The organism is Streptomyces sp. NPDC020489 (genome assembly GCF_044386545.1).
Classification (GTDB): domain Bacteria; phylum Actinomycetota; class Actinomycetes; order Streptomycetales; family Streptomycetaceae; genus Streptomyces.
The window spans coordinates 114,957-137,958 of the sequence record NZ_JBIRUZ010000014.1 but is presented as its reverse complement, the minus strand read 5'-3'; the positions used below and the strand labels follow the sequence as shown (position 1 = coordinate 137,958).

Below are 23,002 nucleotides of genomic sequence, written 5' to 3'. Positions count from 1 at the left end.
GCGGAGGCCGCGCGGCCCGGCGACGTTCGCCGGTGGGGGTCGTACGGCCTGCCCGGCACGGTAGCCAACTCGCGTGGCCCCTGTGAAGGTTGATGGTCGATATGCCCGATACATTTTCGTGACCTTGGGGCGGGACGCGGCAGGGTCCGGTCAGTGCGGGCCGATCTGGCAGAGCTTGGTCGTCTTTCTGGCGAAGTGGCCGCGTCGCGTCCGCCTGCCGGGGCGGGGCTTCCTGTCGAGCCGCGGTCGCCCGGACAGCGCGAGCGGTGGCTGTGGCCGCTTGCAGCGAGCTGTGGTGCGTACGCCGTTCCTGTCTTCCGGTCCGACGGCGGCAAGGTCTACGTGGCGGCCTGACTCTTTGCTGCTGAATGGTCGCGGAGAGTGAGCAGGCCTTGGGTGGTTCCGGGCGGGCCCGCAGGCCCTCTTTCCCCCGACTTCTCGGGGTGGCGGCGGGGTGTCAGTGGGGAGCCCTAGACTCGGAGAGCGATGAGCAGCCTCTTTGATGACAGCTTCCTGGCGGACCTCCAGGCCCCTAAGGGCCGCGAGGAGGAGCCCCCGCCGCCGCCCGAGGACGAGCACGGACCGGAACCCGTTCCGGACGATCTGTTCGGCGGGAAGTTCGACGTGCCGCCGGACCGGGACGGCTACTACCGCGACGGCGCCGCCCGCCCGGTCCTGGACGCGGCCGCGCTGATCGAAGGGCTCAACGAGAACCAGCGTGCCGCCGTCGTGCACTCCGGCACCCCGCTGCTCATCGTGGCCGGCGCCGGTTCCGGCAAGACCCGTGTGCTCACGCACCGCATCGCGTACCTGCTGGCCGAGCGGGGCGTCCACCCGGGCCAGATCCTCGCGATCACCTTCACCAACAAGGCCGCGGGCGAGATGAAGGAGCGCGTGGAGCAGCTCGTCGGCCCGCGCGCGAACGCGATGTGGGTGATGACCTTCCACAGCGCGTGCGTGCGCATCCTGCGCCGGGAGAGCAAGAAGCTCGGCTTCACGTCGTCGTTCTCGATCTACGACGCCGCCGACAGCAAGCGGCTGATGGCCCTGGTCTGCCGTGACCTGGATCTCGACCCCAAGCGGTACCCGCCCAAGTCCTTCAGCGCCAAGATCAGCAACCTCAAGAACGAGCTGATCGACGAGGAGGACTTCGCCGCCCAGGCCACCGACGGCTTCGAGAAGACCCTCGCCCAGGCCTACGCCCTGTACCAGTCGCGGCTGCGCGAGGCCAACGCCCTCGACTTCGACGACCTGATCATGACGACGGTCAACCTGCTGCGTGCCTTCCCGGACGTCGCCGAGCACTACCGCCGCCGCTTCCGGCACGTCCTGGTCGACGAGTACCAGGACACCAACCACGCTCAGTACGCGCTGGTCAGGGAGCTGGTCGGCACCTCCGAGCACCCCGTCGACGTACCGCCCGCCGAGTTCGACCTGCCGCCCGCCGAGCTGTGTGTCGTCGGTGACGCCGACCAGTCGATCTACGCCTTCCGCGGCGCGACCATCCGCAACATCCTCCAGTTCGAGGAGGACTACCCGCAGGCGACCACGATCCTGCTGGAGCAGAACTACCGCTCCACCCAGACGATCCTGTCCGCCGCCAACGCGGTCATCGAGCGCAACGAGTCCCGCCGCCCCAAGAACCTGTGGACCAACGCGGGCTCGGGCGCCCGCATCACCGGCTATGTCGCCGACACCGAGCACGACGAGGCGCAGTTCGTCGCCGACGAGATAGACCGACTGACGGACGCGGGCGAGGCGAAGGCCGGCGACGTCGCCGTCTTCTACCGGACCAACGCGCAGTCCCGGGTCTTCGAAGAGATCTTCATCCGCGTCGGCCTGCCCTACAAGGTCGTCGGCGGCGTCCGCTTCTACGAGCGCAAGGAGGTCCGGGACGTCCTTGCCTACCTGCGCGTGCTGGCCAACCCCGAGGACTCGGTGCCGCTGCGCCGGATCCTCAACGTCCCCAAGCGCGGCATCGGCGAGCGCGCCGAGGCGATGATCGACGCCCTGTCCCAGCGCGAGAAGATCAGCTTCCCGCAGGCGCTGAAGCGGGTCGACGAGGCGTACGGCATGGCCGCGCGGTCGACGAACGCCGTGAAGCGGTTCAACGTGCTGATGGAGGAGCTCCGTACCATCGTCGAGTCCGGCGCGGGCCCCGCGACCGTCCTGGAGGCGGTGCTCGAACGCACCGGCTACCTCGCCGAGTTGCAGGCCTCCACCGACCCGCAGGACGAGACCCGGATCGAGAACCTCCAGGAACTCGCCGCGGTGGCCCTGGAGTTCGAGCAGGAGACGGGCGAGGGTGAGGAGTCCGCCTCGCTCTCCGAGTTCCTGGAGCGGGTCGCGCTCGTCGCCGACTCCGACCAGATCCCCGACGAGGACGAGGACGGCTCCGGCGTCATCACCCTCATGACCCTGCACACCGCCAAGGGTCTGGAGTTCCCGGTCGTCTTCCTGACCGGCATGGAGGACGGCGTCTTCCCGCACATGCGCGCCCTCGGCCAGACCAAGGAGCTGGAGGAGGAGCGGCGCCTGGCGTACGTCGGCATCACGCGCGCGCGGGAGCGGCTGTACCTCACGCGCTCCTCGCTGCGCAGTGCCTGGGGGCAGCCGTCGTACAACCCGCCCTCGCGCTTCCTGTCGGAGATCCCGGAGCAGCACGTGGAGTGGAAGCGCACCGGCGCCGTCTCCGCCCCGGCGGGCCCGACCTCCGGGATCGCCGCCTCGCTGTCGTCCTCCCGGTCCCGCTCCTCGGCGTCCGGCGCCTCCGGCTTCGCCACCCGCCGTGCCTCGGAGAAGCCGGTGGTCTCGCTGGCGGTCGGCGACCGGGTCACGCACGACCAGTTCGGGCTCGGCACCGTGACGGCGGTGAAGGGCACGGGCGCGAACGCGGAGGCGACGATCGACTTCGGCGAGGCCAAGCCGAAGCGGCTGCTGCTGCGCTACGCGCCGGTGGAGAAGCTGTAGCGGGACTGGCCCGGGGCCGTCGCACGACCGAGCCCCCGTCGCTGTGAAGCGCGGGGGCTCGCAAGGCGGTTGAGGCCTACGTCGGGTCGAGTCCGTGGCTGCGCAGCCACGGCAGCGGGTCGATCGCCGAGCCACCCGCCGGACGCACCTCGAAGTGCAGGTGCGGGCCGGTGGAGTTGCCGGAGTTCCCGGAGTACGCGATCGGGTCGCCGGCCTTCACGGTCGTACCGGAGGCGACGCGGTACGTGGAGAGGTGGCAGTACCACGTCTCCGTGCCGTCCTTCGCCGTCACGATCATCATGTTGCCGTAGGCGCTGTTCCACTGCGTGCGCACCGTGCCGTCGGTCGCGGCCATCACGGTGGTGCCGTACGACACGGGGAAGTCGATGCCGGTGTGCACGGACATCCAGTTCACGCCGGCCTGGCCGTAGTAGGCGCTGAGTCCGTGCTGCGCGACCGGGAGGGCGAACTTGGGGCGCAGCCGCTCCTTGCGGGCCGCCTCCTCCGCCGCCTTCTTCTGCTCCGCCACCTGCTGGGCCTTGAGGTCGATGCGCTCCTGCGTACGGCTGGCCCGGTCGGCGAAGTCATCGGCGCCCGCGGAGAGGCTCTCGAGCTGGGTGTCCAGCGTGTTGTTCGCGGCGGACGGCTGGACGGACTTGGTCGCCACGTCGGCCGCCGCCGCTGAGGTGGTCTGGTCGTCGCTCAGGCCCCCGACGGAGGCGGCGGCGATCCCGGTCACGCCCATGACACACGCGGACGGCACGGCGATCTTCATCAGCGCGGAGCGCTTGGGGGGCGTACGACGGCGGGAACGGCCGGCGTTGCGGGCGGCCATGCGCGAGCCAGGCGCCGGGGCGAAGTCCTCCTGGCCGTCGAGGAGCGGGGCGTCGTCCCCGGCGAAGGTGTCGTCGGCGAAGGCGTCATCGGAGAGGGCCGGCAGCTCGCCGGTGGCGCTCAACTCAGTGTCGTGCGAGGCGGGTTCGTCGTAGTCGACCTGCTCGAAGACCGCTGTCGACCGGTGGTCGACGGCCTCCTGGTGGACCGGCACGGCACCGTCGGAGTTCCACTGCGTGGCGTCGTAGGTGCCGGTGTCGAAGGTCTGCGTGCCCCATTCCCAGTGCTGGGTCTGGTCGGCGGCGTTGCCGCGCTGGTCGGGCTGGAGCCAGGCGTTCGCGTCCCAGTGACCGCTGACGTCGGCCGCGCCGGCCTGCGGTGGGATCGCGGAGAGCTGATGGTGCTCGCCGGTCCAGTTCGTCGTGTCGTACGCGCCGGTGTCATGGGCGGCGTGGTGCTGGGCCGCGTAGGCGTCGTAGTTCAGGGTCTGGTGGTTGCCCGTGGACCACTGACCGGCGTCGTACGACCCGGTGTTCTCGCCGGGGAGACTGCCGAAGAGGGGGTCCGTCTCGAAGTGCGTGGTGGTGTGGGCGCCCGTGTCGTAGCCGTAGTCGGCGGAGTCTCCGTACTGAGCTTCCAGGGAGCCGTAGGACGGGTGGTGCGTCGAGGCATCGGAAGCAGGGGTCGGGGTGGTCATGGTCCCCGACGGGTACGGGTCGTTCACCAACTTCTCTTTCGCCTCGACAACAGGGGCTGCCAGAGCAGTGCGGTGACTGTACCCGGCGGTACGCGGGCGCGACAATCTTCGGCAGGTTTCAGCACTTCAGGAAACGGGCATCCGGGCGTGTTTCGGGGGACTGCGGGCGCGACCTTGGCTTTGTGTTCGAAGATTGTTCGATGCCCAACGGCTGTGGATCGCCTGTGAAGCGGGGATCGCCTGTCAAGCCAATTCCTGTCGCGTCACGCCACGGTCAGGCCCCCGGCGCTCGCGCCGGCCGCGGTCCCGGTGTCGGTTCCGATCTCGGTTCCGGTCCGATCCGTGTCGAGGGCCTGCCGTATCCCGGTCGCGACCGCCGGGTGCACGGGGAGGGCCAGATGCCCGATCCCGCTCACCTGGACGTTCTGCGCCATCAGGTCGGGGTGGTCGATACAGGCGGTCTCCAACGGGTCCATCAGATGGTCCAGGTCGCTCCAGAAGCTCACGAAGTGCGTACGGCAGCCCGGCGCGGGGAGCGTCAGCTCCGTCAGGACGTCCGAGTCGGGGCGCATCTGCCGCACGATCGGGTGCGCGTCCGCCAGCGGCACCACCCGGGTGCCGGAGTGCGGGGTGCCGAGCGTGACCAGCGTGCGCACCCGGAGGTCGCCGCCGAGACGCTGCACGTAGTACCGCGCGATCAGCCCGCCCAGGCTGTGCCCGACGACGTCGACCCGGCTGCTTCCGGTGCGCTCGCAGATCTCCTCGATGTGCCGGCCCAACAGCTCGGCGGCGGTGCGGATGTCGCACGTCAGCGGTGAGTAGTTGAGCGACTCGACCCACTGGTGGCCGTTCTGGAGGAGGCTGCGGCGCAACATGACGAAGACCGAGCGGTTGTCGATGAAGCCGTGCAGCAGGACGACCGGGGGCCTGGTCCCTGTCGGCAGCCGCGCGGGGCCGTCCTGGGAGGGGACCGGGACGGCCGGCGCACGGCGTTCTTGCAGGATGCCGGAGGGATAGAGGACGAGGTGGCCTGCCAGGATCGCGATCTCCAGGGCGGTCGCCTTCAGCAGCGCCACGGGCAGCCCCGCCAGCCTGCTCGGGAGCAGGCGCTCGCACAGGGGAAGCAACGGCGCCACTGCCCTGGTGACCTTCATGGCCGACCTCCTGTCGGCACACATGAGGAGGACGCCTCTGTCCCCCGTGTGCCCTCGTGGGAGGTCGCGGCGAAATCCTTCGGCGCGGCATGAGCAGGGCGCGTGGGGCGAGCACGGCACGTGGCGCGAGTGGAGCGTGGTGCGCCGCTGACCTGACGAGGCTCCCTGCCGGTGTGGCGACGAGGCTCCCCGCTGTCGTGCCTTACCTGCCCTACGTGCCCTTCGTGCCACCGTCGACACGCCGCACCGTCACGGCGCGCGGCCCGCGGCGCGGTGGTGCGGCGACCTCGTTGCGGCTCCCGTTGCGCTTGCTCCCGCTGCGGTACCGGGGCCGCAGGGTCCTGCGGTCCGTGTGCCGCAAAGACTCGGAACGGTGCGCGGCGAACGTGTCCCATCATGTGATTTCCCCCTCGGTCCGCACCGCGAAACTGCCGGTTACGGGATGCTGGAGATAACGTTCGTTCACTTCCTCGCACAACGTGGTGTGAGGACGTCCGTGTCGTATCGACGCCGTCCAGGTGGCATACATGGCCTGTGTGGTACCTGTCGGTACGGATGGATGCAGTCGCTTCATGGAGGCAGTGATGGGTGTGGCAGCCGGTCCGATCCGCGTCGTGGTGGCCAAGCCGGGGCTCGACGGCCACGATCGCGGGGCCAAGGTGATCGCGCGGGCGCTGCGCGACGCCGGCATGGAGGTCATCTACACCGGGCTCCACCAGACCCCCGAGCAGATCGTCGCCACCGCGATCCAGGAGGACGCCGACGCGATCGGCCTCTCCATCCTCTCCGGCGCCCACAACACCCTCTTCGCCGCCGTGATCGACCTGCTCCGTGAGCGGGACGCGGCGGACATCCTGGTCTTCGGCGGCGGCATCATCCCCGAGGCGGACATCGCCCCGCTCAAGGAGAAGGGCGTCGCGGAGATCTTCACACCCGGGGCCACGACGCAGGAGATCGTGGACTGGGTGCGTGCGAACGTACGGACGCCGGCGGGAGCGTAGCCCGCCGCTGTGCGGGGGTGGGGTGTGGATCGCGGGGCGATCGGGGCGATCGGGGCGGCCTGAGGGGGGACCGAGGTGGCTTGCGGGCGGGCCGGGGCGGCTCGTGGGTGGGCCGAGGTGGCTTGCGGGCGGGCCGGGGCGGCTTGTGGGTGGATCGAGGTGGCTTGCGGGCAGGCCGGGGCGGCTCGCGGGCGGGCCGAGGTGGCTCGCGGTTGGGCGGGAACCGGGTGAGGGTGAGCTGAGGTCGCCCGCGGGTGGGCTGAGTGGGCCGGGGCGGACTGCGGGGCCGGGGTGGCCCACGGGTGGATCGGAGCGGCTCGCGGGTGGGGCGAGGCGCACTACGGGCCCAGGGCGGCCCGCGGGTTGGCCGTGGCGCACTACAAACCCCGCGCGACCCACGGGTGGGCCGAGGCGCACCACAGGCCCCGCGCGACCCGCGGGTGGGCCGGACCGGCTGTTCGCGCGGGCCGTGGTGACAGTGGGTGGTGTGGTCAGGCGGCTCCCAGTTCCTCGATCATGGCCGCTCGCAACCGCAGGGTCGTGACCAGCCGCTGGAACGCCTCCGCCCAGTACCCCCCGGCCCCCGGACTCGCGTCCTCCGGCTCGTCCGGAACCGCCAGCAGCCCATCGAGCCGTCCCGCCTCCGACGGGTCGAGGCACCGCTCGGCCAGCCCCATCACACCACTGAAACTCCAGGGGTAACTCCCCGCGTCCCGCGCAATGTTGAGCGCGTCGACCACGGCCCGCCCCAGCGGCGCGGCCCACGGCACCGCACACCCTCCGAGCAGCTGAAACGCCTCCGACAGACCGTGCGTCGAGATGAAGCCGGCCACCCAGTCGGCCCGCTCGGCGGAGTCCAGCGTGCCCAGCAGCTTGGCGCGTTCGGCCAGCGACACCGCGCCGGGCCCGCCCGCCTCGGGTGCCCCGGGCGCTCCCAGCAGCGCCCGCGCCCAGGCCGCGTCCCGCTGCCGTACCGCCGCCCGGCACCACGCGGCGTGCAGTTCGGACCGCCAGTCGTCCGTCACCGGCAGCGCCACGATCTCCTCGGGCGTGCGCCCGCCGAGCCGCGCCGACCAGGTCCCGAGCGGCGCCGCCTCCACCAACTGGCCGAACCACCATGACCGTTCACCCCGTCCCGCCGGAGCCTTGGCCACCACACCGTCCCGCTCCATGCTCGCGTCGCACTCGAACGGCGCCTCCACGGTGATCGTCGGTGTCTGCCGCGTCCGGTCCAGGGCCACGCACGCCGTCGCCCTGACCGCCATCCTCGCGGCGAGCGCGGAGCCCGGCAGCGCCGAGAGCAACTCGGCCGCCGTCGCCCGGACGTTACGGCTGCGGTCGGTCAGGGCCTGCTCCAGGAACGGCTCGTCGTCCGCGCCGAGTCCCGTCCGCAGCGAGTCGAGGAACATCAGCCGGTCCTCGGCCCGCTCCGTCGCCCACGTCGTCGCCAGCAGCTCCCGCGCGGCGCCGGGCTCACGGGCACGTATCGCGGCGAGCAGGGCGACCCGCTCCGCGAAGAGACCCTCCTGCCACAACCGCCGGACCCGGTCCGCGTCCTCCGGGTGCGGCAGGGAGGGGTCCCCGCCGGGCGCCGCGCGCAGGGCGAACCGCCAGTCCGGGTTCAACCGCGCCAGCCACACGGCACGCGGTCCCGCGAACGTCAGTGCCGCCGGACGCAGGTCCGTACGCCCCCGGGCCGCGTCCAGCAGCGCCGGCAGCATCTCCGGGGGTGCCGCGAAACCCCGGGCGTTCGCCGCCGCGAGCCACTGCGGCAACAGCTCCATCAGATCCGGTGCGGTGCCGCGGCGACCGCCGCCGCCCGTGCCCGGACGGTCGGCCAGCAGCATCGAGAGCCTGCGGCCCGCCGCGGCGGGCAGGGCGGGGCGGGAGTCCTCCGGAGCCGGTTCCGGCCGCGCCGCCGCGGGGGCGGGCCGCAGCCCGGCCCGCCGTCTCACCGTCTCCGTCGCCGCCGCGTCCAGCAGGACGACGGGCGCGGGCCTCTCCCGGCCGGGCGCCGCGCCCGGCGGGGTACGCCGGTCCGTTCCGAGCAGGGCGGTGGTGACGAGCTCCTCCCAGGCGTCCGGCGCGGGCGAATCCACAGGTGTGGACGTGCTGTTCATGCGGGTCCCTTCCGTGGGGTGCGTCGGTGTGCGGGGCGGACGGGCCGGCGGCCGCTTGTGCCGGCGTGAGTGCGGGGGCGGGTGTCGGTGTGTCGGGTGCCGGTGTGGGTTTCGGTCGGGAGTAGGAGGTCGAGGCGGGTGACGTGGATGTCGTCGCCCGTGCGGGCCGTGCGGGCCGTGTGTGCCCTGTGTCCTGCGATGGCTGTGCGTGCTGTGGGCGCCGTATGTGTCGTGTGTGCCGTCGTGCGGGTTCGTGTGGCGTGGACGTTGGTGTCCGTGTCTGCTCCCAGGTCGATGAGAGGGGACTCGGCACGGGGCGCGGGTCGCCGCGAGGCCGTGCCGGTGGTGCGGGCACGCTGTGCGGGGCCGGGCCGGTCAGTACAGCGGTACCGGCTCTCCCGGTCCCTCCGGCCAGGCCGTCAGCGGGGTGAAGCCACGGTGGCCGCACTCGCCGAAAACCTTGACCGGGGCGCCGCCCGAGAGGGCGACCAGGCGCCACAGGCCCGGTCGGGAACGGGCGGTGGGGGTGAGTGGCAGGGCCGTGTCCCCGTCGGCGTCCGCGAGCTGCCAGGTGTCGCCGTGCGGCGTCGGGACGACCCGGTCGAGGGTGACCGGGACGGACTCCAGCCACGGATCATCGAGCAGCGCCTCGCCGTAACGCACCGCCGCCTGGGCCGTCGTGATGCCCGGCGGGCGTATCGGAGCGGGCGCGGGCGGTGCGAACTGTTCGCCCAGTGCGGCCCGCACCTGTCCGGCGCCCGGGTAGGCGGACACCTCCGCGTCCAGGACCAGCCCCACCGGCAGGGCCAGTTCGGGGGCGCGGCCAGCGGCGCCGTAGGAGAGGAGGAGGGCCGCGCGGCCGAAGTCGGCGCCGTGCAGCCAGATCCGACGGGTCGTCAGGCGGGCGTCCGCCGTGTCGTACTGGGCGAGCACCAGCCAGCGGTCGCGCACCGCGGGCTCGTCCGGCGAGGCGGGCAGACCGATGCGGGAACGGACGGTCGCCGCCAGCCTGTCGGGCAGCGTCTCGCGACGCAGCCACCCCTGGTCGAGAAGGTGGAGCAGGGCGCACTCCTCCAGCATCCGTACCGGCCAGCCCGGGCCGGACGCCGGTATGGACCCCAACTCCCGCACCCGCGCCGCCAGTCCGGGGGCCTGGGCGTCGACCATGCGGGCCGCCGTCTCCTCCCACAGCGCGTACCCGGCCTGTTCCGCGCCGGCCAGGCCGCCCCGCAGCAGGTCCGCGAGGCGCTGCTCCAACTCCGTCACCCCCGCCGTGACCAGCGCGGCCCGGCGCTCCGACCTGCGTCGCGCCGCTTCCGGGTCACCGGTGCCGGTGCCGGACGGTGCCGTGGCCTTCTCCTGCGCGCGCTTTCTTCTCCCCTCCATCCACTGCTCCGCCCAGTCCGGCGCCTGTCCCCGCGGCACCGCGCCGTCCTCCCCCGCCCAGAGCAACAGCAGCCCGAGGGCGTGCTTGCACGGGAACTTGCGGCTCGGGCAACTGCACTTGTACGCCGGCCCGGACACGTCCGCGATGTCCACGACCGTCTGATACGGCTTGCTGCCACTGCCCTTGCACAGTCCCCACACCGCCCCCTCGTCGGAACTCCCCACCTCGGACCACGGCCCCGCCGCCCCGAGTTTGCTTCCCGCTTTGCGTGACGCGGCGTCAGGCGCCAGCGCCAGCACCTGGTCCGCGCTCCAGCGCACCCCCTGCTGAGTCATGTCATCGACGGTAGATCCCCCCACTGACAATCGGGTCGGCAGCGGCCTCAGCGAGTGCGTTTGCGCAGGTCAGATCAGATTGTCAGTGGCATGGTGCAACGTGGTCCCCAGATCCGAACCGGCCGAGCTGGAGGGGGACTCAGCCATGCCTGTGTCCGTAGAACCGACGACCGTCGACCCGAGCCAGAACGGGTCCGCGCCCGCGAACACACCCGCGTCAGAAACCGAGGCGCTGCGACCGCATGCCGAGGACGCCTTCGCCGCCGAACTCGCCGCGCTGGCCGCGCAGGACGACCGTCCGCGTCCGGCCCGCTGGAAGCTGTCGCCGTGGGCGGTGGCCACCTATCTGCTTGGCGGCACGCTGCCCGACGGCACGGTGATCACACCGAAGTACGTGGGACCGCGCCGCATCGTCGAGGTCGCCGTCACCACGCTCGCCACCGACCGCGCCCTGCTCCTGCTCGGCGTGCCCGGCACCGCGAAGACCTGGGTGTCGGAGCATCTGGCGGCGGCCGTCAGCGGCGACTCGACGCTGCTGGTGCAGGGCACGGCCGGCACGCCGGAGGAGGCGATCCGGTACGGCTGGAACTACGCGCAACTGCTGGCGAACGGGCCGAGCCGGGACGCCCTCGTCCCCAGCCCCGTCATGCGGGCCATGGCGGAGGGGATGACGGCACGGGTGGAGGAGCTGACCCGCATCCCCGCCGACGTCCAGGACACCCTCATCACGATCCTGTCCGAGAAGACGCTGCCGATACCAGAGTTGGCCCAAGAGGTGCAGGCCGTCCGCGGCTTCAACCTCATCGCCACCGCCAATGACCGCGACCGCGGGGTCAACGACCTCTCCAGCGCTCTGCGCCGCCGGTTCAACACCGTCGTGCTGCCGCTGCCTGCGAGCGTCGAGGCCGAGGTCGACATTGTCTCGCGGCGCGTCGACCAGCTCGGCCGCTCCCTCGACCTGCCCGCGGTGCCGGAGGGGATCGACGAGATCCGCCGGGTCGTGACCGTCTTCCGCGAGCTGCGTGACGGCGTCACCGCGGACGGCCGGACGAAGATCAAGTCGCCCAGCGGCACGCTGTCGACGGCGGAGGCCATCTCCGTCGTCACCAACGGCCTCGCCCTGGCCGCCCACTTCGGCGACGGAGTGCTGCGGGCCGGCGATGTCGCCGCGGGCATCCTCGGCGCGGTGGTCCGTGATCCGGCGGCCGACCGCGTGATCTGGCAGGAGTACCTGGAGGCGGTCGTCCGTGAACGCGACGAGTGGAAGGACTTCTACCGCGCCTGCCGGGAGGTGAGCGTGTGAGCGGGGACGACCTGGGGTGGGGGCGGCCCGGCGGGGACCAGGGCGCGAGCGGCTCCGGGGGATCGGAGGGCTCGGGCAACTCCGGTGAGGGCCGGGGGACGGGCGGCTCGTCGTTCGTACGGGGCGGGGGCGGGGCTGCCGTCAGCCGGTGGTCGGCAGTCGGTGGTCGGTGGTTCCGGAGGGGAGGGGGACGGTGTGACGGGACATGAGGGGGACGAGGGGAGCGTGACCGTGGGGGACGGGAGCGGGGTCACCGGGCGGGGCGTCAGCGGGTCGGCCGGGTCGGCCATCGGCAGGGAACCTCTGCTGCTCGGGGTGCGGCACCACGGCCCCGGTTCGGCGCGGGCCATGCGGGCGGCGCTGGAGGCGGCCCGGCCCCGGGTCGTCCTGATCGAGGGCCCGCCCGAGGCGGACGCACTGATCCCGCTGGCCGCCGACGAGGACATGCGGCCCCCGGTCGCGCTCCTCGCCCACGCCGTCGACGAGCCGGGCCGCTCGGCGTTCTGGCCGTTCGCCGAGTTCTCCCCGGAGTGGGTGGCCATCCGCTGGGCGCTGGCGAACGACGTCCCCGCGAGGTTCATCGACCTGCCGGCCACGCACTCGCTGGCGTGGGGGAGGGAGGCGACGGCAGACGGGATCACCGGGACTGACGGGGCCGACGGGACTGAAAGTTCGGGTGAGGCCGACGGGATCGACGGGGCTGACGGGACTGAGGAGTCCGGCAAGCCCGATGTCCGAGTCGACCCCCTCGCCGTACTCGCCGAGGCCGCCGGTTACGACGACCCCGAGCGCTGGTGGGAGGACGTCGTAGAGCACCGGGGCGCCGGGGCCGGGGACGTGTTCGCGCCGTTCGCCGCGCTGGAGGAGGCGATGGGGGCGCTGCGGGAGGAGTTCGGCAGCGGCGGGCACGAGCGGGATCTCGTGCGGGAGGCGTACATGCGGCTCCAGGTGCGGTCGGCTCAGCGGGAGTTTGAATCCGGTGTGGCCGTGGTGTGCGGGGCCTGGCATGTACCCGCGCTGCGGGAGAAGACCGCGGTCACCGCCGACCGGGCCCTGGTGAAGGGGCTGCCGAAGGTCAAGGCGGACATGACGTGGGTGCCGTGGACGTATCGGCGGCTGGCGCGGACCAGTGGGTACGGGGCCGGGATCGACTCGCCGGGTTGGTACGGGCATCTGTTCGGCGCACCGGACCGGCCCGTCGAACGGTGGATGACCAAGGTGGCGGGGCTGCTGCGGGACGAGGACCGGCTGGTCTCCTCGGCCCATGTCATCGAGGCGGTACGGCTGGCCGAGACGCTGGCGGCGATGCGGGGGCGCCCGCTGGCGGGGCTCGGCGAGACGACCGACGCGGTGCGCGCGGTGATGTGCGAGGGCTCGGACGTACCGCTGTCGCTGGTGCACGACCGGCTCGTCGTCGGGGACGTGCTGGGGGAGGTGCCGCAGGGGGCGCCCGCGGTGCCGTTGCAGCGGGACCTCGACCGGACGCAGCGGCGGTTGCGGCTCAAACCGGAGGCGCTGGAGCGGGAGTTGGAGCTCGACCTGCGCAAGGAGACCGACGCGGGCCGCAGCAGGCTGCTGCACAGGCTGCGGTTGCTGGGCGTCGGATGGGGCGAGCCGGCGGTGTCGCGGGGGAGCACCGGGACGTTCCGGGAGACGTGGCGGCTGCGGTGGGAGCCCGAGTTGTCCGTGCGGGTCGCGGAGGCCGGGGTGTGGGGTACGACGGTGCTCGCCGCGGCGACCGCCAAGGTGGCGGCGGACGCCGTCAGCGCGCCCGGCCTCGCCGACGTCACCGCGCTGGCCGAGCGCTGTCTCCTGGCCGAACTGCCCGAGGCGCTGCCGGTGGTGATGCGGGTCCTCGCCGACCGCGCCGCCCTCGACGCCGACGTCGGCCACCTCGCCCAGGCCCTGCCCGCCCTGGTCCGTGCCCTGCGCTACGGCGACGTGCGCGGCACGGACACCCACGCCCTGACCGAGGTCGCCGCGGGCCTCGCCGAGCGGGTCTTCGTCGGCCTGCCCCCGGCCTGCGCCGCGCTCGACACGGACGCGGCGGAGGAGATGCGACGCCATGTGGACGCGGTCCACGGGGCGGTGGGGCTGCTCGGGGACGCGGTGGCGGCGGGACCGTCGGCCGGAGTTCCCGCCTCTCCCCACGGTGACCTCCGGCCGCGCTGGCGGTCGGTGCTCCGGGTGCTGTCGGGGCGGGACAGCGTGCCCGGGGTCATCCGGGGGCGGGCCGTGCGCTTGCTGCTGGATGAGGGGGAGCTGGGGCAGGACGAGGCGGCTCGGCTCATGGGGCTCGTGCTGTCACCGGGGACGCCACCGGCGGACGCGGCCGCGTGGATCGAGGGGTTCGTCGGCGGCGGCGCCGGGGGCGGGATGCTGCTCGTGCACGACGAGCGGTTGCTCGGGCTGGTCGACGCCTGGCTGACCGGGGTGCCGGCGGAGGCGTTCACGGACGTGCTGCCGTTGCTGCGACGGACCTTCTCGGCGTACGAGCCGGGGGTGCGGCGGACGCTCGGCGAGCTGGTCCGGCGGGGGCCGGGCAAGCAGGGTGGCGTGGTGGGCGGGGGGTCCGGCATACCCGGCTTCGGGGCGGACCTCGACCTGGAACGTGCGGATGCGGTGCTGCCGGTGGTCCGGCTGCTGCTGGGACTGGACGGCGACCCTGCGGGCGCCGGGAACAACGACCTTGTGGGGGTGGGGCAATGACGACCGATCGGCCGGGTGCACCGAGGGAACGGGCGGGAGCGAAGGGGACGGGGGAAGACGCGCGGACGGCGGGCGAAGGGCCGACCAGGGCTGTCCGAGTGGTTCCGCTCTGGGCGCGGCCGCGGACGGGGGTGGCCGGATGACGACCGAGGCCATGGACCCGGCACAGGAACGGCTGCGGCGCTGGCGGCTCGTGCTCGGGGGCGAGACCGCCGACGGCACCGGATGCGCGCTCGGCGGACGGGACGCCGCGATGGACGGGGCGCTGACCGCGCTCTACGGAAAGGGGGACAGGCAGGGCAAGCAGTCGGGGCGGGAGCGTTCCGCGGGGCTGGGGGCGTCCGCGCCGTCCGTGGCCCGGTGGCTCGGGGACATCCGGACCTACTTCCCGTCCTCCGTCGTCCAGGTCATGCAGCGCGACGCCATCGACCGGCTCGGCCTCGCCACGCTGTTGCTCGAACCGGAGATGCTGGAGGCGGTCGAGGCCGACGTGCATCTCGTCGGCACGCTGCTCTCCCTCAACAAGGCGATGCCGGAGACGACGAAGGAGACGGCACGTGCCGTCGTCCGCAAGGTCGTCGATGACCTCGAGAAGCGGCTCGCCACCCGCACCCGGGCCACCCTCACCGGCGCCCTCGACCGCAGCGCCCGCGTCAGCCGGCCGCGGCACCACGACATCGACTGGAACCGCACGATCGCGGCCAACCTCAAGCACTACCTGCCGGAGTACCGGACGATCGTGCCGGAGCGGCTCATCGGGTACGGGCGGGCGTCGCAGTCGGTGAAGAAGGAGGTCGTGCTCTGCATCGACCAGTCGGGATCGATGGCGGCGTCGGTGGTGTACGCGTCCGTGTTCGGGGCGGTGCTCGCCTCCATGCGGTCCATCGACACCCGGCTCGTCGTCTTCGACACCGCGGTCGTCGACCTCACCGACCAGCTCGACGACCCCGTCGACGTCCTGTTCGGTACCCAGCTGGGCGGCGGTACCGACATCAACCGGGCGCTGGCGTACTGCCAGTCGCAGATCACCCGGCCCGCGGAGACGGTCGTCGTGCTGATCAGCGACCTCTACGAGGGCGGCATACGCGACGAGATGCTGAAGCGGGTGGCGGCGATGAAGGCGTCGGGGGTGCAGTTCGTGGCGCTGCTCGCACTCTCCGACGAGGGGGCGCCCGCGTACGACAGGGAGCACGCGGCCGCGCTCGCCGCCCTCGGCGCACCGGCCTTCGCCTGTACGCCGGATCTGTTCCCGGAGGTGATGGCCGCGGCGATCGAGAAGCGGCCGATACCGATCCCGGACACGGTGTGAGCGGACGGGGGGTGTGTGGGTGTGCGGGGCCCGATCCGGTAACGAGCCCGGTCAGGCGGTGATTTGTCGATCCGGCGACATCCGGATTCGGTCGGCAAAAGGGACATGAGCCGCATCGGTAACGGAGGGCTTGCGTAACCTCCGCACTCCCGTGCGAGTATCGGTGCCGCGTCGGCGGTGCCCCATGCCCCGCCCGCCCCCACCGCTCGTCCGAACCGCTCGCTCGCACTGCTCGTACCGCGTCGCACCGACTGGTTGCTCGACACGCGTGATGCGTCGCGCCCCACGGGAGGACCCGTCCCCTTGACCTGGCCGGCCACACTGCCTGGTGCCGCTCTGCGCAGTCTGCGCACGGCGGCCGGGCGGCGTGCGCTGCACCTGGTGCTGCTGGTGGGCGGGTTGTGCGCACTCGGGTTCCTCTGCGGAGGACAGGCGAGCGCGGCGGACGGGCTGCCGACGACGACGGTGAAGTCGGGGACGGTTGCCGCCGCCCCGACGAAGACGAAGGCCACCTCGATCAAGTCCGCTCCCGCACTCCCTGCTGTTCCGGCCAACTCGACCGTTCCGACGGGCCGGAGGGACACGTCGCTCTCGGCGGGCCCGGAGAACGACGTCGTCGAGGACGTGGTCGGCGCCGTGGACGGAGCGGTGCTGCGACCGGTCGGCGATCTCGTGGAGACGGTGACCGGAGAACTCGCGCAGCCGCACGCCGAGATGCCGCCGCTGCCGAGCCTGCCCTCCCTGCCCGCGCCCGAACTGCCCGACGCCCCCGACCTGCCCCACGCCCCCGAACTCCCCGACGCCCCCGGCCTGCCCGAGCTTCCGGGGCTGCCGAGCCTGCCGTCCGGGTCCGAACTTCCCGGACAGACACCGCCGGTCACGGCGGCCCCCGCGTCGAAGTCACCGGTGGTCGGCACGCGCGCGGGCGACGACTCCGGGAAGGCCGCCGCGACCGCCACGGCGAGGTTCGCCGGTCCGCGCTCCGTCACCGCTTCACCCGCGGCGGGTACGGCGACGCGGTCCGGCGGCCACCCTGCCGTGCGGGGCGCGCACGTACCCGTGCCGCAGGCGCCCGGCGATGACACGGATGGGCAGTTGGGCCACCGGTCGGTGGCGGACGGCGGTTCGTCGCGGCACGGGGACGCGCAGGCGGTGTCCCTGAACCACCGGGCGGCGGTGCGGCTCGTGGCCGGTGCCGCCGATCGGGCCGAGGCCTTCGAGACCCGGGACCGGTACCGGGACGTTCCGGTTTCCCCGGCGTAGGGCAGGACCTCCCCCCGCGCTGGATCTCCCGCGCGGGCGCGGAACCGGTCTCCCCCTCGCCCGGAACACGGCGGACTCAGCGGACTCCTGCGGAACCCCGCGGATCCCCGTCGCGCCCTGGGCAGCGCGGATTGACCGGCACCGGAAGTGTCCCCAGCCCTCCGAAAGCACCCGAGTTCCGTCGCGGACGCGTCCCAGAGGCTCAGCTCAGAGGCTCAGCCCAGGGGCCCGCCGCAGAGGCCAGAGCCCCTGGCGGATCTCCCGGGAGCCTCGGACCCCAGGATTCAAGGATCTGACGTACGCATGAACAAGAACATCCACCGCTCCATCGTCATAGCCGCCGGCGTCACCGGCGCGTGGGCGCTCGGCTCCAGTGTGGCGAGCGCCGACGAGCTCCCCGCCTCCTCGCTGTCCATGTCGGACACGACGACCGACGTCTCGGACGCCGTGACGGGCGCGGTCGACGGCGTCGTCCCCGACGCGCGGGACGCCGTCTCCGGGGTGACCTCGACCGTGGAGGACACCACCGCGACCGCCACACCCGCCGCCACCGGGACCGCGGACACCGCAGGCCGCCACATCGCGGCGAAGATCACCACCCCGCCAACCACAACCACGGTCCCCAAGACCGTCACGCCCGCCCCCACCACCAACGCCGCAAAGCTCAAGGGCGCCGCCGCCATCCAGGGCGCGAAGGCGGCCCGTGCCGCGCAGGCACAGGCCGCGGCCGCCCACGGGACCGCCGAGACCGCCCGGGCCACCGCCTCCGACGCGAGCACCGACCCGGCCACCCCGCAGGACGAGGTCGACCACCTCTTCGGCCCCCTCGCCGCCTTCGCCCCGGAGCTCGAGCGGGCCCTCGCCGGCGCCCGGACCAGGCTCCCGGCCGCGCGCTCGGCGGCCCGCACCGCCACCGGAGCAACCGGCGCCGCGCGCATCACCGGCACCGTCACCCCGATCGTCGACGAGACGACCGCCGCCGCCGTGCCCCCGGTGGCCGTCGCCGCCGTGGACGGGGTGCGGCCCGTCGCGGACCAGGTGGTGGCCGGGGTCGCGCCGGTCGTGGGGCGCACGGTAGGGGGAGTCGTCCCGGTCGCCACGCGCACCGTGGAGGGCGTGGGCCCCGTGGCCACCGGTGCGGTGAGCGGGGTCGTCCCGATCGTCGGCGGTACCGCCGAGGCCGCGACCGCGCTCGCGTACGGCGTCGTGGCCGAGGTCCGGCCCGTCGTCACCGCCACCGTCGATGACGCCCACGACCTCGCCGGTGCGGCGGCGCACGGCGTGACCCCCGTCGCCACCGGTGCCGTGGCCGGGCTGCACCCGGTCGTGGACGGGGTCGCCGCCGACGTGCCCGCGTACGGCGCCGGTCTGGCCGGACGGGTCACCGCCGATGCCCCGGGTGCCGTGCTGCCGCCGGTCGCGAACGCGGCGGTGCACGGCGTGGTCCCGGTCGCGGGGCGGGCCGTAGCGGACGCGGGTGGTCTGGCGTACGGCGTGACCGCGGACGTCCGGTCCGTCACAGGTGCCGTGCCGCCGCTCGCGTCCGGCGTGGGAGGGCGCACCGCGGACCTGGCGTACGGCGTGACGGACGAGGTCCGGCCCTTCGCGGACGGTGTCACCGGCGCCGTCCGGCCGGTCGTCGGCGCCGTGGCCCGGACGGTCCAGCCGGTCGCCGAGGGCGCCGGGGACCTCGCGTACGGCGTGACGGGCGAGGTCGCCCCCTTCGCGTACGGCGTGGTCGGCGATGCGCGGCCCGTCGTCGGCGGGGTCGTGCCGGTCGCCGGTCACACGGTCGACGGCGTGACCCCGCTGGCCCACGACACCGTCACCGGTGCGCGGGACGTCACCGAGGCGGTCACGCCCGGCTACGCCCAGCCGTACGGCGTCTCGTACGACGCCTGACCCCACCGTCGCGGCGGCGGACAACAGACTCCGTGAGGACGTAGGACCCGGACGGCCGAAAGCCGTCGGTCTGTCCGGTCGAAGCCTCACGGTCGGGGAGGCGCGGTCCCCATTGGGGTGGGGACCGGCCGCCCCGCGCCCCCCAGAGGGGCTGTTCATGGGGCCTCACCGGGTCAACCCCAGCCCGGTGAGGCCCTTCCCTCCGGGACCCCCGGCCCCTCACACCTGGCACACCGTGCCAGTGAGGGCGGCATCATGTGACAGGTATCACCGCTCAGGTGTGACCCTCGATTTAGGGGCCCCCGGGAAGCAGCGATAACCTGCGAGACGGACATGCCGCGCGCTCGGACACCGTGTGCGCCTCCCTTGTGACAGACACCGGTCGGACGTCACGTTGCCCTCGCGGCACGCCCACGCAGACAACGAACCGCGAGATCACTGATAGGGACGGAAGCGCGTGGACCTGTTCGAGTACCAGGCGAGGGACCTCTTCGCCAAGCACGATGTACCGGTGCTGGCCGGTGAAGTCATCGACACGCCTGAGGCGGCCCGCGCAGCCACCGAGCGCCTCGGTGGCAAGTCCGTCGTCAAGGCCCAGGTGAAGGTCGGCGGCCGCGGCAAGGCCGGTGGCGTGAAGCTCGCCGCCACCCCGGACGAGGCGGTCGAGCACGCGACCAACATCCTCGGCATGGACATCAAGGGCCACACGGTCCACAAGGTGATGATCGCCGAGACGGCGCCCGAGATCGTGGAGGAGTACTACGTCTCCTTCCTCCTCGACCGCGCCAACCGCACCTTCCTCTCCATCGCGTCCGTCGAGGGCGGCATGGAGATCGAGGAGGTGGCGGAGACCCGCCCCGAGGCCGTCGCCAAGACGCCGATCGACGCCAACGAGGGCGTGACCGAGGCCAAGGCCCGCGAGATCGTCGAGGCCGCGAAGTTCCCGGCCGAGGTCGCGGACAAGGTCGTCAACGTCCTCGTCAAGCTGTGGGACACCTTCATCAAGGAGGACGCCCTCCTGGTCGAGGTCAACCCGCTGGCGAAGGTCGCCTCCGGTGACGTCATCGCCCTGGACGGCAAGGTCTCCCTCGACGAGAACGCCGAGTTCCGTCAGCCGGAGCACGAGGCCCTCCAGGACAAGGACGCGGCCAACCCGCTCGAGGCCGCCGCCAAGGCCAAGAACCTCAACTACGTCAAGCTCGACGGTGAGGTCGGCATCATCGGCAACGGCGCGGGTCTCGTCATGAGCACCCTGGACGTCGTCGCGTACGCCGGTGAGAACCACGGTGGCGTCAAGCCGGCCAACTTCCTCGACATCGGCGGTGGCGCCTCCGCCGCCGTCATGGCGAACGGCCTGGAGATCATCCTCGGCGACCCCGACGTCAAGTCGGTCTTCGTCAACGTCTTCGGTGGCATCACCGCCTGTGACGAGGTCGCCAACGGCATCGTGCAGGCGCTTCAGCTGCTCGCGGACAAGGGCGAGGAAGTCACCAAGCCGCTGGTCGTCCGTCTGGACGGCAACAACGCCGAGCTGGGTCGCAAGATCCTCTCCGACGCCAACCACCCGCTGGTCCAGCGCGTGGACACCATGGACGGCGCGGCCGACAAGGCCGCCGAGCTCGCGGCTGCGAAGTAAGGGAAGAGGGACAGACAAGCCATGGCTATCTTCCTCGACAAGGACTCCAAGGTCATCGTCCAGGGCATGACCGGTGCCACGGGCATGAAGCACACCAAGCTCATGCTGGCGGACGGCACCAACATCGTCGGTGGCGTGAACCCCCGCAAGGCGGGCACGTCGGTCGACATCGACGGCAACGAGATCCCGGTCTTCGGCACGGTCGCCGAGGCGATCGAGAAGACGGGCGCCAACGTGTCCGTCCTCTTCGTCCCGCCGGCCTTCGCCAAGGCGGCCGTCGTCGAGGCCATCGACGCCGAGATCCCGCTCGCGGTCGTCATCACCGAGGGCATCGCGGTCCACGACTCGGCGGCGTTCTACGCCTACGCCGTCTCGAAGGGCAACAAGACCCGGATCATCGGCCCGAACTGCCCCGGTCTCATCACCCCGGGCCAGTCGAACGCCGGCATCATCCCGGGCGACATCACCAAGCCGGGCCGCATCGGCCTGGTCTCGAAGTCCGGCACGCTGACCTACCAGATGATGTACGAGCTGCGGGACATCGGCTTCTCGTCCGCCGTCGGCATCGGTGGCGACCCGGTCATCGGTACGACGCACATCGACGCGCTCGCCGCGTTCGAGGCCGACCCCGACACCGACCTGATCGTCATGATCGGTGAGATCGGCGGCGACGCCGAGGAGCGGGCCGCGGCCTTCATCAAGGAGAACGTGACCAAGCCGGTCGTCGGCTACGTCGCGGGCTTCACCGCGCCCGAGGGCAAGACCATGGGCCACGCCGGCGCCATCGTCTCCGGCTCCTCCGGCACGGCCGCCGCGAAGAAGGAGGCCCTCGAGGCCGCCGGCGTCAAGGTCGGCAAGACGCCGACCGAGACGGCCAAGCTGGCGCGCGAGATTCTGGCCGGCTGAGCAGGTACCTGACTGAACGTCCGATGGGCTCGCTCCGAGGGTTGGGGCGGGCCCATCGACGCGTTACGGGGTGCCGAATCGGGTTGTGCGGCGGGTGCGGGTGCGTTGTGGCTGGTCGCGCAGTTCCTCGCGCCCCTGAGTCGCTCTCCGGCCCCCTTTCCTCAGAGGGCGCGAGGAACCGCGCGACCAAGCCCTCACCGGTCCGTGGGCTAACGGCTCAGCGGTAGCAGCCTCTCCGGGCCGTTCGTCATGGCGTCCCGCAGCTTCTCCCGCAGCTCCGCCTCCGCCTGCGACAACGCGCCCTGCGCGACGCGCGGCGGCACGCCCTCGATCTCCGCGCCCGGGGCGATCGGCGGCTCGTAGTGCGTCGGAGCGGTGCGTACCGTCAACGCCGTCGTCCCGATCAACGCCACCGTGAACGCGATCGCCGCCCGCGTCCAGAAGCGTGCCCGGCGTTCACCGCCCGTGCGCACCGTCGGCGGCTTCGCGGCGCGCAGTCGCTCCGTGGAGGCGAGTTCGGCCAGCCGTCGGTGCAGAGCGGCGGGGTCGGCCAGTTCGGGGACGCGCGTGGCGACGACCTCGCGCGCGTGGAGCAGCCGGCCGGCCGCCGCGGGCGTGCTCGCCTCCGTCTCCGCCGCGGTCTCCGGCAGGTCGAGGCCGACACCGTCGTAGAGCAGAAGCGTGCGGCGGTAGGGCGGGGGGAGCTTGAGGAGTACGTCCAGCAGGGCGCGGTCGGACGCGTCGGCGGGGGGTGGTTCGGGGTGCCGGTAGCGGGGGCGGAAGCGGTGCCAGGGGGAGAGGGCGTACTCGTACGCCGTGGCCCGGACCCAGCCCGCCGGGTCCCGGTCGACGGCGACCTCGGGCCAGCGCTGCCAGGCGAGTTGGAAGGCCCGCTCGACGGACTCGCGGGCGAGTTCGCGCCGGCCGGTGAGCAGATAGGCCTGCCGTACGAGGGCGGGCGCGCAGAACGCGTAGAGCGCGTCAAACGCCTGAGCGGGCGTCAGGGGCTTGGCGGGGGGCGACTCGGGCTCGGCGGCCAGCGACCCGCCCCCGCCCGTGGGCCCCTCGGGCACGGGTTCCCCTGCCTCCCGCGCGACCGTCACCACCGTCTCCGCGGCGGCCGGCTCCCGCGCGCCCACCGCCTCCTGTGTGACCGTCACCGTCCGCACGTCCGCCACCTCCTGAGGTGCCGTCACCTCGGTCTGCTGCCGCCGCTCCTCCGCCAGGCCGCTCAGCAGGTTCGCGTACGTCTCCCGCTTCCGGCCCCGCGGGGTCGTGCGGCCGGACTCCCACGCTCGGACCGTTTCGGGGGTGACGCCCGTCCGCTCCGCGACCTGAGCCCGCGTCAACGACGCGGCCTCGCGCAGGCGTCGGCGTTCCTTGGGCGGGGGGAGCGGGGTGGCAGGGCCCTGAGTCACAGCACGCCCCTTCGTACGAAAAAGTACATAGTCGTATATTGAGCGACACATCGGGGGT

14 protein-coding genes are annotated in these 23,002 nt (G+C 72.7%); 9 read left to right on the top strand and 5 right to left on the bottom strand.

The features are described from left to right. Positions 1–486 precede the first annotated feature (486 nt). Positions 487–2,970: a DNA helicase PcrA gene (gene pcrA, locus ACH41F_RS32250; protein WP_391234575.1), complete on the top strand. Its 2,484-nt coding sequence runs from the start codon at positions 487–489 to the stop codon at positions 2,968–2,970. A 76-nt stretch (positions 2,971–3,046) separates the two neighbouring features. On the opposite strand, the gene ACH41F_RS32245 is transcribed toward pcrA, so the two are convergent. Both ACH41F_RS32245 and ACH41F_RS32240 read right to left on the bottom strand, forming a co-directional pair. Beyond that, on the bottom strand, positions 3,047–4,528 hold the full coding sequence (locus ACH41F_RS32245; RefSeq protein ID WP_391234577.1) for a peptidoglycan DD-metalloendopeptidase family protein: 1,482 nt from the start codon (positions 4,526–4,528) through the stop codon (positions 3,047–3,049). 236 nt (positions 4,529–4,764) lie between these two features. Continuing rightward, positions 4,765–5,655, bottom strand: a complete 891-nt coding sequence (locus ACH41F_RS32240; protein WP_398838666.1) for a lipase family alpha/beta hydrolase — start codon at positions 5,653–5,655, stop codon at positions 4,765–4,767. Between the two features lie 584 nt (positions 5,656–6,239). Here ACH41F_RS32240 and ACH41F_RS32235 point away from each other — a divergent pair. After that, positions 6,240–6,656, top strand: a complete 417-nt coding sequence (locus ACH41F_RS32235) for a cobalamin-dependent protein (RefSeq protein ID WP_391234581.1) — start codon at positions 6,240–6,242, stop codon at positions 6,654–6,656. Between the two features lie 491 nt (positions 6,657–7,147). Here the strand turns inward: ACH41F_RS32235 and ACH41F_RS32230 are convergent, their stop codons facing one another. After that, positions 7,148–8,776: a DUF5691 domain-containing protein gene (locus ACH41F_RS32230; protein WP_398838664.1), complete on the bottom strand. Its 1,629-nt coding sequence runs from the start codon at positions 8,774–8,776 to the stop codon at positions 7,148–7,150. Positions 8,777–9,151: 375 nt separating this feature from the next. Continuing rightward, the gene (locus tag ACH41F_RS32225; RefSeq protein ID WP_398838662.1) at positions 9,152–10,498 is read right to left on the bottom strand and encodes an SWIM zinc finger family protein; all 1,347 of its coding nucleotides are present in this window, start codon (positions 10,496–10,498) and stop codon (positions 9,152–9,154) included. Positions 10,499–10,643: 145 nt separating this feature from the next. Between ACH41F_RS32225 and ACH41F_RS32220 the strand changes: the two genes are divergently transcribed. The 7 genes from ACH41F_RS32220 (at position 10,644) to sucD (ending at position 21,526) form a co-directional block, all read left to right on the top strand. Beyond that, positions 10,644–11,801 (top strand): AAA family ATPase, encoded by a 1,158-nt coding sequence (locus tag ACH41F_RS32220; protein ID WP_398838660.1) that lies wholly within the window; start codon positions 10,644–10,646, stop codon positions 11,799–11,801. 348 nt (positions 11,802–12,149) lie between these two features. Further along, positions 12,150–14,510: a DUF5682 family protein gene (locus tag ACH41F_RS32215; RefSeq protein ID WP_398838754.1), complete on the top strand. Its 2,361-nt coding sequence runs from the start codon at positions 12,150–12,152 to the stop codon at positions 14,508–14,510. A 139-nt stretch (positions 14,511–14,649) separates the two neighbouring features. Beyond that, positions 14,650–15,819 (top strand): VWA domain-containing protein, encoded by a 1,170-nt coding sequence (locus tag ACH41F_RS32210; RefSeq protein WP_398838658.1) that lies wholly within the window; start codon positions 14,650–14,652, stop codon positions 15,817–15,819. A 303-nt stretch (positions 15,820–16,122) separates the two neighbouring features. Next, positions 16,123–17,082 (top strand): hypothetical protein, encoded by a 960-nt coding sequence (locus ACH41F_RS32205; RefSeq protein WP_398838657.1) that lies wholly within the window; start codon positions 16,123–16,125, stop codon positions 17,080–17,082. Between the two features lie 303 nt (positions 17,083–17,385). Further along, positions 17,386–18,984 (top strand): hypothetical protein, encoded by a 1,599-nt coding sequence (locus ACH41F_RS32200; RefSeq protein WP_398838656.1) that lies wholly within the window; start codon positions 17,386–17,388, stop codon positions 18,982–18,984. Positions 18,985–19,441: 457 nt separating this feature from the next. After that, positions 19,442–20,620: an ADP-forming succinate--CoA ligase subunit beta gene (sucC, locus tag ACH41F_RS32195; RefSeq protein ID WP_391234595.1), complete on the top strand. Its 1,179-nt coding sequence runs from the start codon at positions 19,442–19,444 to the stop codon at positions 20,618–20,620. Between the two features lie 21 nt (positions 20,621–20,641). Next, the gene (gene sucD / locus ACH41F_RS32190; protein WP_030317110.1) at positions 20,642–21,526 is read left to right on the top strand and encodes a succinate--CoA ligase subunit alpha; all 885 of its coding nucleotides are present in this window, start codon (positions 20,642–20,644) and stop codon (positions 21,524–21,526) included. Positions 21,527–21,735: 209 nt separating this feature from the next. Here the strand turns inward: sucD and ACH41F_RS32185 are convergent, their stop codons facing one another. Continuing rightward, positions 21,736–22,944: a helix-turn-helix domain-containing protein gene (locus ACH41F_RS32185; RefSeq protein WP_398838654.1), complete on the bottom strand. Its 1,209-nt coding sequence runs from the start codon at positions 22,942–22,944 to the stop codon at positions 21,736–21,738. Between the last annotated feature and the right edge of the window lie 58 nt (positions 22,945–23,002).

Coding starts and splice junctions, on each gene's coding strand:
- ACH41F_RS32210 (WP_398838658.1), top strand. CDS start 14,650: ATGACGACCGAGGCCATGGACCCGGCACAGGAACGGCTGCGGCGCTGG.
- ACH41F_RS32220 (WP_398838660.1), top strand. CDS start 10,644: ATGCCTGTGTCCGTAGAACCGACGACCGTCGACCCGAGCCAGAACGGG.
- ACH41F_RS32230 (WP_398838664.1), bottom strand. CDS start 8,776: ATGAACAGCACGTCCACACCTGTGGATTCGCCCGCGCCGGACGCCTGG.
- ACH41F_RS32240 (WP_398838666.1), bottom strand. CDS start 5,655: ATGAAGGTCACCAGGGCAGTGGCGCCGTTGCTTCCCCTGTGCGAGCGC.
- sucD (WP_030317110.1), top strand. CDS start 20,642: ATGGCTATCTTCCTCGACAAGGACTCCAAGGTCATCGTCCAGGGCATG.
- ACH41F_RS32200 (WP_398838656.1), top strand. CDS start 17,386: ATGAACAAGAACATCCACCGCTCCATCGTCATAGCCGCCGGCGTCACC.
- pcrA (WP_391234575.1), top strand. CDS start 487: ATGAGCAGCCTCTTTGATGACAGCTTCCTGGCGGACCTCCAGGCCCCT.
- ACH41F_RS32225 (WP_398838662.1), bottom strand. CDS start 10,498: ATGACTCAGCAGGGGGTGCGCTGGAGCGCGGACCAGGTGCTGGCGCTG.
- ACH41F_RS32235 (WP_391234581.1), top strand. CDS start 6,240: ATGGGTGTGGCAGCCGGTCCGATCCGCGTCGTGGTGGCCAAGCCGGGG.
- ACH41F_RS32215 (WP_398838754.1), top strand. CDS start 12,150: ATGCGGGCGGCGCTGGAGGCGGCCCGGCCCCGGGTCGTCCTGATCGAG.